The organism is Bradyrhizobium sp. NBAIM18 (assembly GCF_020193825.1).
Taxonomy (GTDB): domain Bacteria; phylum Pseudomonadota; class Alphaproteobacteria; order Rhizobiales; family Xanthobacteraceae; genus Bradyrhizobium; species Bradyrhizobium yuanmingense.
Genome location: NZ_JADYVO010000010.1, coordinates 36,822 through 49,510, shown reverse-complemented (window position 1 = coordinate 49,510; position 12,689 = coordinate 36,822). Strand labels below are relative to the sequence as shown.

Sequence of the window (12,689 nt, the reverse complement as noted above, 5' to 3'; positions counted from 1 at the left end):
TTGGTTCAACGTCTCCCGTCCACCCTCCGGTGTCGTCCCGGACAAGCGTAAGCGCAGATCCGGGACCCATAACCATAAGACGTAGTTGTACCGCTCGCCGGCAACTCCGAGTCTTCGCCAAACAGAATTTCGTGGCTATGGGTCCCGGATCTGCGCGCGCTTTGGGCGCGCTTGTCCGGGACGACGGCGGAGGTTAACCGCCCGCGCTCAATTCTGCGCGATCGAGCTCCTCCTCGAGCCGATGAAACGCATCGTCGCCGATCACCTCGGTGGCGCGCAGGTCGAAGATCGCCTTGCGCGCGGCCTCGATAGCGCGGCGGCGCAGGGGATCGGCGGGCAGTTCGCCGTTGCTGATGCCGCCGTTGGGATCGGTCTCGGCCTGCATCAGGATGGCGCGATATTCGAGCCGCAGGATTTCCGCCTCCTCCGACGGATCGCTCTCGATCGCATCGAGCGCGGCGCGATAGGCCACGGCGCGGCCGCGGGCGACCTCGATGCCGACGGGATCGTCGTCCTTGAGGTTGAAAGCGAGGATCAGCGGCCGCAGCGTCAGACCCTGGATCACCAGCGATCCCAGCACCACCGCAAACGCGATGAAGACGATGAAGTCACGATAGGGAAAGTTTTCCGGCAGGGCGAAGGCGGTGGCGAGCGTGACGAGGCCGCGCATGCCGCACCAGGAGATGATGAGCCCGCCCTTGGGCGAGGCCACCTGCTGCGGATCCTTGGGATGATAGAGCCCCTGCGCGATCAGCACCCGCAGGCTCGTGCGATAGAACGTCACCCAGAACAGGCGCACCAGGATCACCGTAAGCAGGATCCAGGCGGCGGCCACGCAGTATTCCCAGCGCACGTCCGCATCCAGCCGCGTCCAGATCGGCCGCATCTGCATGCCGATCAGCATGAAGGCGAGCACGTTGAGCACGAACACGGTCGTCTCCCACACCGCATAGGACGGCACCCGCAGCCGCGCCGGGATGCGCGCCGGTGCGGTGCGCGCGACCGTGATGGCGTAGACCACGATGGTGAGGATGCCGGAGAGACCGAGATGCTCGGCGGCGATCCAGACCATGAAGGTGGTGGTGAACTGCACGATGATGGCGCTCGGCGCCTCCGTCACCCGCTCCATGAACAGCGGAATGATGCGGCCTGCGGCCAGACCCGCGATGACGCTGCCGACCAGCGCCAGCGCCATGGTCGGGGCGACCTGGCTCCAGGTCAGATGCTCGGTGGCGACCGCGCCGACGGCGATGCGATAGATCAGCAGCGCGCTGGCATCGTTGAGCAGGCTTTCGCCCTCCAGCACCTTGACCATGCGGTGGGGCAGCTTGACCTGGCTCAGGATCGCAACCGCAGCGGCCGCATCCGGCGGCGCCACGATGGCGCCGAGCGCGACCGCGGCGGCCCAGGGCATGTCGGGCATCAGCCGGTGCGCGACATAGGCCACGGCGGCCGTGGTCAGCCCGACCGCGGCCACCACCAGGGTCGAGACCGGAACCCAGTTCTTGCGAAGGTCGCGCAGCGACGTGTCGAAGGCGGCATCGAGCAGGACCGGCGCGACAAAAAGGGCAAGGGCGAGGTCCGGTTCCAGCGTCCAGGACGGGCTCGACGGCACGAAGGCGATCAGCGCGCCGCCGATGGCGAGAAAGGTCGGGTAGGGCACCTTGATCCGCCGCGCCAGCGCCGATAAGCCAACCGCGCCGAGCAGCAACACAATGATCCATTCGAATGTCGACACGATGATCCCCGAAGCCGATTTCAGCGGCGCCACAAGCTAGCACCAATCCGGCCGTATGATGGATAGTGCGGCTTCAAGGCCAGAGCTTAACATCGACGACAAGGCTTCGACTGCAACGCATGCGTTTTCTCATTCAGCTGATCGGCGCCGGACTGCTCTATGCGCTATCGTTCGCCCCGGCCGATGCCGCGACCGGCGGCGAGCCGGTGGCTGTGACGCAGGTCGATGTCGCGCCCTGCCTCGCCGCGGCCGCAGCCGATGACATGGACAAGGCCGCCACTGCCTGCGCCGAAGTGATCGACAACGAGAAGACGACGAAGGCCGATCTGATTAAGGCTCTGATCGCGCGCGGTGCGCTCTATGCGCGGCACGATCAGGTCGACCACGCCATCGCCGACGACAGCCGTGCTCTTCTGCTCGATCCCGGCCTTGCCGACGTCTTCAATGCGCGCGGCGAACTCTGGCTGAAGAAGGCTGACAAGCCGAAGGCGGTGCAGGATTTCGGCGCAGCGCTCAGGATCGATCCGAACCACGAGAAAGCCAAAGCCAATCACAAGGCGATGGCGCGCGAGATCGAGCGGATCGGCGCGCAGATGGCGGTCGCCGGCAAGCCCAGCTTCAATTGCGGGCGAGCGCGTTGGGCGGTGGAACGGGCGATCTGCGGCAATCGCGAGCTCGCCGATCTCGATCGCGAGGTCTTTGCCTCCAATGCCCGTGCGATCCGGGAGGCGCTCAATGCGGCCGAGGCCAAAGCGCTCCAGCGCGAGCAGGTCGAGTTCATCGCGCGCCGCAATGCCGATTTCGGCCGGCCGGGATACGACCTGAAGAAGGCGATGCAGGAGCGCTTTCAGCGGCTGAACGGTGTGGGTGGATATTGAGACTTTCGCCTCTCCCCGCAAGCGGCAGGGCAATCGCATTTGAATATTGCAGGGGTCGTCATGCCCCGGGCTTGTCTCGGGCATCCACGTTCTTTGTGCCGTGTGGGAAGGCGTGGATGGCCGGGACAAGCCCGGCCATGACGCTGTGGAGACAGCCGGTGCCCATAGCCACATCTCATATGCGATAGTCCCAGCCCCAAGCGGGGCGAGGGAGAGCCGGCAGCGCTCCGTCCCTCCCAGGCCCGGTTTGAACCCATCGCTTGCCAGCTGCGACAACGGTGAGAACCCGACGTCACGGAGCCCTATGTCATGTGCGGCACTCACGCCTCCGCGCAAGCGCTTTCGCCTGCCAAAATCTCGCTTCGCGCCCTCTTTCTCGGCGCGGCCATGAGTTTCGTTCTCGCGGCTCCCGCCGCGGCGAGCACCGAGTGCGTGCTGGGAAGCAAGGCCGCCCCGGCCGAGTTGATCTCCGCGTGCAGCGCCATCATCGACCAGACCGCCAATTCGGCCGTCGAACGCAGCGCGGCCCTCGTCGTCCGCGCCGAAGCCAATGCGCAGACCCTTGGAGGCCAGTCACAGGCGCTGCGGGATCTCGACCGCGCCATCGCGCTCGACGGCAAGAACGCGAAGGCCTGGCGCGTGCGCGGCGATCTCCTGCGCGAGGCCGGCGGCGATCTCAATCGTGCCGCGGCGGATCTGACCAAGGCGATCGAGCTCGACCCGCAGGATGCCGAAGCTTACGAGCTGCGCGGCGTCGTCTACACCAATCAGCGCCGCCTCGACCGCGCGCTCGCCGATTACGACCAGGCGATCAAGCTGAAGCCGGACGATGCGCAAGCTTGGTCCGACCGCGGTGTGGCCTATTATCTCGGCGGCGACAACGAGAAGGCGATCAGAAATTTCGACGAGGCGCTGCGGCTCGATCCCAACCGCGCGCGCACCTACACCAACCGCGGCGCGGCCTACAAGAAGCTCGGCCACCTCGACAAGGCGGTCGCCGACGACGGCGAGGCGATCAGGCTCGACTCGAAGGTGCCGGAATATTACGACAACCGCGGCCTGACCTATGCTGCGATGGGCGAGTACGACAAGGCGATTGCCGATTACGACCAGGCGATCCGGCGGGAGCAGCGCGCCAACTTCCTGACCAACCGCGGCGATTCCTACCAGTTCAAGGGCGAGCTCGGGGCGGCGCTGAGCGACTACGAGGCTGCGCTGAAGCTCGATCCGAATTTCGCGAAGACCTACAACAACCGCGCGGTGCTCTACAAGAAGATGGGCGAGCGCAAGAAGGCGCTTGCCGATTATGAGACGGCGCTGAAGCTGGATCCCGGCAACGAGAATGCAGCGAACGGCCGCCGCAGCATGATTGCCGAGATCGCCAGGTTCGGCGCGGCGTCGCCGGGCCCAATGCATGCGCGCTCGGCCGACGATAGCGGTCCGTCCTTCAAGTGCGCGACCGCCAAGCGCGAGGTCGAGAAAGTGATCTGCGCCGATCCGCAGCTCGGCGTGCTCGACCGTCAGATCGCCGAGACCTATGAACGCGTGCTGAGGGCTTCCAAAGGACGTTCCGCTAGCGACCTGCGCAAGACCCAGCGCGAGTTCCTCACGACGCGCAATGCGAGCTTCCGCCGCCCCGGATACGATCTGAAGAAGATCATGCAGGACCGCTTGCAGCGGCTGAACGCGATGGAGAGCTGAGAGGCTGAAGCCTTGCGGCTGGCTCCGTAACCTCTCCCGCCTGCGGGAGAGGTCGACGCGCTCGGAGAGCGCGGCGGGTGAGGGCTCTCTCCTCTTGGGGACCTCATGAATCTTGCACGATCCCAACGCGGAGACACCCCCACCCCCAACCCTCCCCCGCAAGCGGGAGAGGGAGCCGACTGCCGATGCCGCGCAAGCTTCACGCCTCTCCGCCAAAAAACCCATCCTTTTCAGCTTGAACCGCGGCCCGTTCCCGGGAAAATGGCTCCAAACAAGGCCGGCAATTGATCCTGGTCATGGCGGGGCGCCCGTCCTGCCACGAGGTTCAAGCCAGGTGAATAAAGGGAACGGGAGCGCGGGAATGAATATCCAGGGCAAAAGCAGCTATCATGAAGTCCATGCGCGCTCGCTGGCCGATCCCGAGGGCTTCTGGGCCGAGGCGGCGAAGGAGATCGACTGGATCGAGCCTGCGACCAAGGTCTTCGATCCCTCGCAAGGAACCTACGGCCGCTGGTTCGCCGGCGGCGTCGTCAACACCTGCTACAACGCCCTCGACCGCCACGTCGAACGGGGCCGCGCCGACCAGGTCGCGCTGATCCATGATTCGCCGCTGACGGGCTCGGTCACCAAGCTCACATATGCCGAACTGCTGAACGAGGTCCAAGCGCTGGCCGCAATCATGCAGGATTTCGGCGTCGCCAAAGGCGATCGTGTCATCCTCTATATGCCGATGGTGCCGGAGGCGGTGGTCGCGATGCTCGCCTGCGCGCGGCTCGGTGCGGTGCACTCGGTGGTGTTCGGCGGCTTTGCCGCGAAGGAGCTTGCCACCCGCATCGACGATGCGCAGCCCAAGCTGATCCTGTCCGCCAGCTGCGGCATCGAGCCCGGCCGCATCGTGCAGTACAAGCCGCTGCTCGACGAGGCGATCAGGCTTGCCAGCAGCAAGCCGAAGGCCTGCATCGTGCTGCAGCGTCCGCAGCTCACCTGCGAGATGACGCCGAGCCGCGATTACGACTGGGCCAGCCTGCGCCGCAAGGCGCTGAACGACGGCAAGCGCGCGGCTTGCGTGCCTGTCGCCGCGACGGACCCCCTCTACATCCTCTATACCTCGGGCACAACAGGCGTGCCGAAGGGCGTCGTGCGCGACAATGGCGGGCATCTCGTCGCGGTGAAATGGTCGATGTTCAACCTCTACGGCGTCAAGCCGGGCGAGGTCTGGTGGTGCGGCTCCGACATCGGCTGGGTGGTCGGCCACAGCTACATCGTCTACGGCCCGCTGCTGCATGGCGCGACCACGATCATGTACGAGGGCAAGCCGGTCGGCACGCCCGACGCCGGCGCGTTCTGGCGCGTGATCTCCGAGCACAAGGCGGTGGCCTTCTTCACCGCGCCGACGGCCTTCCGCGCCATCCGCAAGGAAGACCCGGAAGGGAAATTCATCCGGCAGTACGACCTCTCGAAATTCCGTACCCTCTTCCTCGCCGGCGAGCGCGCCGATCCGCCGACCGTGGAATGGGCGGAGCAGCAGCTGAAGGTACCGGTGATCGACCATTGGTGGCAGACCGAGACCGGCTGGTGCATCGCCGGCAATCCGGTCGGCCTCGGCATGCTGCCGGTGAAGCACGGCTCGCCGACGGTGCCGATGCCGGGCTATCAGGTCGATGTCGTCGACGAAGCGGCAAAGCCAGTCGGCCCCAAAACCATGGGCTCGATCGTCATCAGGCTGCCGATGCCGCCGGGCTGCCTGCCGACGCTGTGGAATCAGGACGCGCGCTTCAAGGAGGCGTACTTGAGCGAATTCCCCGGCTATTACAAAACCTCCGACGCCGGCTACAAGGACGAGGACGGCTATGTCTTCGTGATGGGCCGCACCGACGACATCATCAACGTCGCCGGCCATCGCCTCTCCACCGGCGGCATGGAGGAGATTTTGGCCTCGCATCCCGATGTCGCCGAATGCGCCGTGCTCGGCGTCAAGGACGCGATCAAGGGCGAGGTGCCCTGCGGCTTCCTGGTGCTGAAAGCGGGCGTGAAGCGCCCGCCGGCCGAGATCGAGAAGGAGATCATCGCGCTGGTGCGCGACAAGCTCGGCCCGGTCGCCGCGTTCAAGCTCGCCATCACCGTCGGCCGCCTCCCGAAGACGCGCTCCGGAAAGATCCTGCGCGGCACCATCAAGAAGATCGCCGACGGCGAATCCTGGACCATGCCGGCGACGATCGAGGATCCCAAGGCACTCGACGAGATCGGCGAGGTGCTGAAGGGACGGATGTGACGCGAAGCGTCATCCCGAGGGCGGGAAGGGCGTTGCTTCACCGCTCTCCACTGTCATCGCCCGCCTGTGCGGGGAACGACAGCGAGCGTGGAACGGCGTCCAGGGACTTACAATCTCCGTATTCCGCGCTAAACAGGGCCGGCCGATAGGGGACCTCGTATGCCACTTGCCGCCGCGCCACGCCTGCTGACCGCCTTAGCTCTCGCCGTCGCTCTCTCCGCCTGCTCGGCGCGCTACCAGAATCCGGTGGCGGCGGGCGGCGATGATGACGATGCCGTCTGCCAGAGCCGCGGCTATGCGCAGGGCTCGCCGGATTACGTGGCCTGCCGCAAGGACCGCGACGTCCAGCGCAACGCGGCCACCGCGCGCGCCGACCGCCGCCAGCGCGATCTCGGCGAGTACATGCTGAACAACCCCGTGCGCCCGTGATGTGAGCTGCGGCACTATGCTGCCGCGCCACCCGCTTCGCATTCGCGGTTTCCGTGACACATCTGCAACGCCGGGGGCCAAATCGCGTCGCGATAGTCCTGGTTTGATCGGCATCAAATCCTTCACCATCCTCTTTCTGCTCTGACGCTGATGTCGCGCAACGACGCGTCGACATGGTTGAAGGGGATTGAAAATGGATGGAACGATAAGAAACTTGGCGCGGGTCGCGACGCTCGGCGCGATGCTCGTGGGCACTTTTGCATCAGTGCAGGCGGCAGATCTGCCGGTCTACAAGAAGGCGCCGGTGCCGGTGGAGGCGTTCAATCCGTGGATGATCCGCCTTCGGGTGCTCGGCGTATTGCCGGATGCGGGCGGGAGCACCGTCAATGTCGCGGGCGTGCCTTCGCTGTCGTCGCCGAATTCAGGCCTGTCGATCAGCGACCAGGTCGTCCCCGAGCTCGACATCAGCTATTTCTTCACCAAGAACATCGCTGCCGAATTGATCCTGGGCGTGACCAGGCATTCGATCAGCGGCACCGGCTCGCTCGCGAATCTGCCGATCGGCAAGACCACGCTGCTGCCGCCGACGCTGACGCTGCAATATCACTTCGACCAGTTCGGCGCGTTCAAGCCGTATGTCGGCGCGGGCGTGAACTACACCGTGTTCTTCAACAATTCCGCGGCCAATGCGCCTTCCGCGATCGCCGGTCCGCCCGCGATCGTCGCCACCACAACCAACCTGCACGTCAGCAACGCCTGGGGCGGCGCCGTCCAGTTCGGCTTCGACTACATGATCGACCGGCACTGGGGTCTCAACGTCGACGTCAAGAAGCTCTGGCTGCGCCCGAACTACAGCGCCACCGTTTCCGGCCTGCCGGTCACCGGCACCGCGCATATCGATCCGTGGCTGGTCGGCGCGGGTGTGACCTACAAGTTCTGACCTGAAGCCCAGCTCGGGCGTACAAACAAAACGCGGCAGGTTTTCCTGCCGCGTTCGCGTTGATGGTGGATGAACGGGAGGAATTACTCCTCCTCGTCCTCGTGCTTCTTGCCGCCGAGCGTCTTCAGCTTGGCGAACACGGCGTCGACGTTGAGGTCGTCGCTGGACTTCTCCGCGGGCTCGTACTCGTCCTTGCGGGTGGTCTCGGAGGCCGGCAGCAGGGTGGCGCCGCCATAGGCTGCGTCGATCGGCTTCTCCTTCGCCGCGCGCTGCACCTCGAAATCGAGCTCGATCTGCGAGCACAGGCCGAGCGTGACCGGGTCGATCGGGGTCAGCGCCGAGGTGTTCCAGTGGGTACGGTCGCGCACGCTCGCGATCGTGCTCTTGGTGGTGCCGACCAGGCGCATGATCTGGGCGTCCTTGAGCTCCGCATGGTTGCGCAGCAGCCAGAGGATGGCGCTCGGGCGCTCATGGCGGCGCGAGACCGGGGTATAACGCGGGCCCTTGCGCTTGGGCTGGGGCGGCAGCACCACCTTGCTCTCCTGGAGGCGGAGCCGGTAGTCCGGGTTCTTCTCGCCCTTCTCGATTTCCTCGCGGGTCAGCTGGCCATTGGAGAGGGGATCCATGCCCTTGATGCCCTGGGCGGCGTCGCCGTCGGCGATGGCGCGCACCTCGAGGGGATGCATCTTGGTGAAATCGGCGACCTGGTCGAAGGTCAGCGCGGTGTTGTCGAGCAGCCAAACGGCGGTCGCCTTGGGCATCAGAGGTGCGTTGCTCATGGCAAATCTCCTTTGTGCTTCGCCCACCCCTCTGGAGGCGAAACCGGTGGTCATCAGCGATGACAGGGAATTCGCGCTATATAAGCCCGGAGGGGGTAGCCATGCAATGGTTCTGCTATAGATAGTGCCTTGACACCGCCCGAAAGGGGGCCCAATTCCCTTTGAACCGCTGTAAGGTTCAAGCCGACAGTTTTAAGCCAAATTCCCATCCATCGACCGCCCCGGCAGAACGCGATCGGGTGATTCGGTCCCGAGATCGCTCAATGTCAGCCAAACCAGACCTCAAGATCGTGCTTTGTTCTCCCCGCGGCTTCTGTGCCGGGGTGGTCCGGGCGATCGACACCGTGGAACGGGCGCTCGATAAGTACGGCGCCCCCGTCTATGTTCGCCACGAGATTGTGCACAACAAGTACGTCGTCGATGGGTTGAAGAAGAAGGGCGCCATCTTCGTCGAGGAGCTCGCCGAAATCCCCGAGAATACCACCGCCCCGGTGGTGTTCTCGGCCCATGGCGTGCCGAAGTCGGTTCCGGCCGACGCCCAGTCCCGCAATCTGTTCTCGCTGGATGCGACTTGCCCGCTGGTGACCAAGGTGCATCGCGAGGCCGCGATCCATTTCAAGCGCGGCCGCGAGATCTTCCTGATCGGCCATTCCCACCATCCCGAGGTAGTCGGCACGCTCGGCCAGCTGCCGCCCGGCGCAGTGACCCTGATCGAGACCGCCGAGGATGCCAAGACCATCACGCCGAAGGACCCCAACAACCTCGCCTTCGTGACGCAGACCACGCTGTCGATCGACGACACCGCGGAGATCGTCGCGCTGCTCAAGGAACGCTTCCCCAACATCAACGGGCCGCACAAGGAAGACATCTGCTACGCCACCACCAACCGCCAGCTCGCGGTGAAGAAGGTGGCGCCGGTGGTGGACGCGCTCATCGTGGTCGGTGCTCCCAACTCGTCGAACTCGCAGCGCCTGCGCGAGGTTGCCGAGCGCGAGGGCTGCAAGATCGCGGTGCTGGCGCAGCGCGCCGCGGACCTCGACTGGACCAGGTTCGGCAACATCAAGAGCCTTGGCATCACCGCTGGCGCGTCCGCGCCTGAGGTGATCGTCGAGGAGATCATGGACGCCTTCGCCGAGCGCTACACGCTGCACGTGGAGACGGTCTCGGCCGCGGAAGAGAACGAGTTCTTCCCGTTGCCGCGTCAGGTGCGCCCCGAAGCTGCCGCCGAGTAGACCTTGATGGCGGTCTACACCGACGTCGCCGCCGACGAGCTTGCGGATTTCCTGAAGCAATACGATCTCGGCGAATTGCTCTCCTACAAGGGCATCGCCGAGGGCGTCGAAAATTCCAACTTCCTGCTGCACACAAGCAAAGGCTCGTTCATCCTCACGCTGTACGAAAAGCGCGTGGCAAGGAACGATCTGCCGTTCTTTCTCGCGCTGATGACGCATCTGGCCGAGCACGGCGTCAATTGTCCGCTGCCTGTGAAGGCAAGAGACGGCGAGGCGCTGCGCGAGCTGGCAGGCCGGCCCGCAGCGATCATCACCTTCCTCGAAGGCGTCTGGCCGCGCAAGCCGAACGCGACCCATTGCGCCGGGGTCGGCGAGGGGCTGGCGAAGATGCATCTGGCAGGCGCGAATTTTGCGATCAAGCGCACCAATGCGCTCTCGGTTTCCGGCTGGCGACCGCTGTTCGACGCAGCTTCAAGCCGCGCCGACGAGGTGCAGCCCGGTCTGCGCGATTTTCTTGCCGCCGAACTTGATTATCTCTCGAGCGGCGTCTGGCCGAGCAACCTGCCCGAAGGCGTGATCCACGCCGACCTTTTCAACGACAACGTCTTTTTCCTCGGCGACAAGCTCTCGGGGATCATCGACTTCACCTTCGCCTGCAACGACATGCTGGCCTATGACGTCGCGATCTGCCTCAACGCCTGGTGCTTCGAGCCGGATCATTCCTTCAACGTCACCAAGGCGCGTGCCTTCCTCAACGCCTATGGCCGGGTGCGCAAGCTGAGCGAAGCCGAAGAGGCCGCGCTGCCGCTGCTGGCGCGGGGCGCGGCGATCCGCTTCCTGCTGACGCGGCTGGTCGACTGGCTCAACGTGCCCGCAGGCGCGCTGGTCAAGCCGAAGGATCCGGTCGAGTATGTCCGCAAGCTGCGCTTCCATCAGAGCGTGACGAGCGTGCGCGATTATGGGCTGATGCCGTCGGGGCTGGTGGCGTGAGCGAGCTACCCAATGTCACGATCTATACCGACGGCGCCTGCTCGGGAAATCCCGGGCCGGGCGGCTGGGGCGCGATCCTGAAGTTCGGCGACAAGGAGAAAGAGCTGAACGGCGGCCAGCCGCACACCACCAACAACCAGATGGAATTGATGGCGGCGATCTCGGCGCTGGAAGCGCTGAAGCGGCCGTGCACGGTCGACCTCTACACCGACAGCCAGTATGTCCGGCAGGGCATCACCGGCTGGATCTTCGGCTGGAAGCGCAACGGCTGGCGTACCGCCGACAAGAAGCCGGTGAAGAATGTCGAGCTATGGCAGCGCCTCGACGCCGCGCTGAAGCAGCACGAGGTCCGCTGGCACTGGGTCAAGGGCCACGCCGGCCACCCCGAGAACGAGCGCGCCGACCAGCTGGCGCGCGACGGCATCGTCATGGCGCGGTTGCAGCAGCGGGTGAGGGAGTAGATGTCATTCCGGGGCGCCCGAAGGGCGAGCCCGGAATCCATTCCTCTCCGCGTTGTGACGTGAGATAGATTCCGGGCTCGCGCTGCGCGCGTCCCGGAATGACCAGAGTCTTACAGCTGCCCGAGCAGCGTATCGCCGCCGGAGACCTCGACCTTGCCGGGCATCGCCTCGAGGTTCAGCTTCTTGACCACGCCGTCCTCGATCAGCATCGAATAGCGCTTGGAGCGGATGCCGAGGCCGTTGGCGGAGGCGTCCAGCTCCATGCCGATCGCCTTGGTGAAGTCGGCATTGCCGTCGGCGAGGAAGACGGCCTCGTCGCGCTGGTCGGTGTCGCGCTTCCAGGCGTTCATGACGAAGGCGTCGTTGACGGAGACGATGGCGATGGTGTCGACGCCCTTGTCCTTCATGGCATAGGCGTTGAGGAAGATGCTCGGCAGATGCATCTTGTGGCAGGTGCCGGTATAGGCGCCGGGCACCGCGAACAGCGCCACCTTCTTGCCCTTGAAGATGTCGTCGGTGGTCTTCACCTGCGGGCCTTCCGCCGTCATCACGCGGAATTTCGCCTCGGGCAGCTTGTCGCCAATCTGGATCGCCATCGTCAGTCTCCCTGAAAATCGGTCCCGCTTTTTAGACCGGGCGGCGGGCCTGCACAATATTGCCAGTGGCGGAAGCGGCGAGGATGGCGGCCGTTCACCGTGATGTCATCAGCCGGCGCAACCGCCGCCGTCGAGGAAGGCCTGCTCCTCCTCGGTGGTGTCGCGGCCGAGGAGACGGTTGCGGTGGGGAAAGCGGCCGAACCGCGCGATGATATCGGCGTGGTCGCGCGCGTATTTCAGGCTTTCGGTATTGTCGGTGTTTTGAAACAGCGCGACGCAATGCAACTGGTCGGCCAGGTGCTCGGAATGCATGAAGGGCAAATAGAGGAATTCCAGCAGGAGGGGATCAACCCTGCGATCGACGCCGCGCGCGATGGCGCGGCGGGCGACGTCGCGCGCCTGTGCGTCGCTGGCAAAGGCCTGCGGCGTGCCGCGAAACATGTTGCGGGGAAACTGGTCGAGCACGATGACGAGTGCCAGCACGCCGTCGTCGCTTGTCTCCCATGAGGCAAGCTCGCCGGCGGCTGCCTTCTGCCACAGCGAGAGAAAGCGGCGTCGTATCTCCGCATCGAAATCATCGCTGCGCTCGTACCAGCGTTGGCGCCCGGCCTCTCGCCAGAAGGCGAGAACGCCTGATGGCGTGATGTCGCGGGCGTCAGCCATGAACGGAGGC

The 12,689-nt window shown here is 65.1% G+C and carries 12 protein-coding genes; 8 read left to right on the top strand and 4 right to left on the bottom strand.

The window, feature by feature from the left end:
* Window positions 1–193 precede the first annotated feature (193 nt).
* A complete protein-coding gene (locus tag I6F17_RS22185; RefSeq protein ID WP_225129817.1) occupies window positions 194–1,771 on the bottom strand; it encodes a sodium:proton antiporter in 1,578 nt (525 codons plus the stop codon).
* A gap of 86 nt (window positions 1,772–1,857) precedes the next feature.
* Here I6F17_RS22185 and I6F17_RS22180 point away from each other — a divergent pair, with 86 nt between their 5' ends.
* The 5 genes from I6F17_RS22180 to I6F17_RS22160 all read left to right on the top strand — a co-directional run bounded on the left by I6F17_RS22180 (window position 1,858) and on the right by I6F17_RS22160 (window position 7,958).
* The gene (locus I6F17_RS22180) at window positions 1,858–2,616 is read left to right on the top strand and encodes a hypothetical protein (protein WP_225129815.1); all 759 of its coding nucleotides are present in this window, start codon (window positions 1,858–1,860) and stop codon (window positions 2,614–2,616) included.
* Window positions 2,617–2,925: 309 nt separating this feature from the next.
* Complete coding sequence (locus tag I6F17_RS22175; RefSeq protein WP_225129813.1) at window positions 2,926–4,317, top strand: tetratricopeptide repeat protein; 1,392 nt, start codon at window positions 2,926–2,928, stop codon at window positions 4,315–4,317.
* Window positions 4,318–4,678: 361 nt separating this feature from the next.
* The gene (locus tag I6F17_RS22170) at window positions 4,679–6,589 is read left to right on the top strand and encodes a propionyl-CoA synthetase (RefSeq protein WP_225131300.1); all 1,911 of its coding nucleotides are present in this window, start codon (window positions 4,679–4,681) and stop codon (window positions 6,587–6,589) included.
* Window positions 6,590–6,748: 159 nt separating this feature from the next.
* The gene (locus I6F17_RS22165) at window positions 6,749–7,018 is read left to right on the top strand and encodes a hypothetical protein (RefSeq protein ID WP_035997494.1); all 270 of its coding nucleotides are present in this window, start codon (window positions 6,749–6,751) and stop codon (window positions 7,016–7,018) included.
* 193 nt (window positions 7,019–7,211) lie between these two features.
* The gene (locus tag I6F17_RS22160; RefSeq protein ID WP_225131298.1) at window positions 7,212–7,958 is read left to right on the top strand and encodes an OmpW family outer membrane protein; all 747 of its coding nucleotides are present in this window, start codon (window positions 7,212–7,214) and stop codon (window positions 7,956–7,958) included.
* Window positions 7,959–8,041: 83 nt separating this feature from the next.
* On the opposite strand, the gene I6F17_RS22155 is transcribed toward I6F17_RS22160, so the two are convergent.
* The gene (locus I6F17_RS22155) at window positions 8,042–8,737 is read right to left on the bottom strand and encodes a cell cycle transcriptional regulator TrcR (RefSeq protein WP_035997500.1); all 696 of its coding nucleotides are present in this window, start codon (window positions 8,735–8,737) and stop codon (window positions 8,042–8,044) included.
* 263 nt (window positions 8,738–9,000) lie between these two features.
* Between I6F17_RS22155 and ispH the strand changes: the two genes are divergently transcribed.
* Genes ispH through rnhA form a run of 3 tightly spaced genes read left to right on the top strand, consistent with a single transcriptional unit; the run spans window position 9,001 to window position 11,420 of the window.
* The gene (gene ispH / locus I6F17_RS22150) at window positions 9,001–9,969 is read left to right on the top strand and encodes a 4-hydroxy-3-methylbut-2-enyl diphosphate reductase (protein WP_036021214.1); all 969 of its coding nucleotides are present in this window, start codon (window positions 9,001–9,003) and stop codon (window positions 9,967–9,969) included.
* A gap of 6 nt (window positions 9,970–9,975) precedes the next feature.
* A complete protein-coding gene (locus I6F17_RS22145; RefSeq protein ID WP_225131296.1) occupies window positions 9,976–10,959 on the top strand; it encodes a homoserine kinase in 984 nt (327 codons plus the stop codon).
* Window positions 10,956–11,420, top strand: a complete 465-nt coding sequence (gene rnhA, locus I6F17_RS22140) for a ribonuclease HI (RefSeq protein WP_035997507.1) — start codon at window positions 10,956–10,958, stop codon at window positions 11,418–11,420. The genes I6F17_RS22145 and rnhA overlap by 4 nt, the downstream gene beginning before the upstream one ends.
* A gap of 110 nt (window positions 11,421–11,530) precedes the next feature.
* Here rnhA and I6F17_RS22135 read toward each other — a convergent pair whose 3' ends face one another.
* Both I6F17_RS22135 and I6F17_RS22130 read right to left on the bottom strand, forming a co-directional pair.
* Entirely contained in the window at window positions 11,531–12,016 is a 486-nt protein-coding gene (locus I6F17_RS22135) for a peroxiredoxin (RefSeq protein ID WP_028180275.1), read from the bottom strand.
* Between the two features lie 108 nt (window positions 12,017–12,124).
* Window positions 12,125–12,679: a DUF924 family protein gene (locus tag I6F17_RS22130; protein ID WP_225131294.1), complete on the bottom strand. Its 555-nt coding sequence runs from the start codon at window positions 12,677–12,679 to the stop codon at window positions 12,125–12,127.
* Window positions 12,680–12,689: the final 10 nt, after the last annotated feature.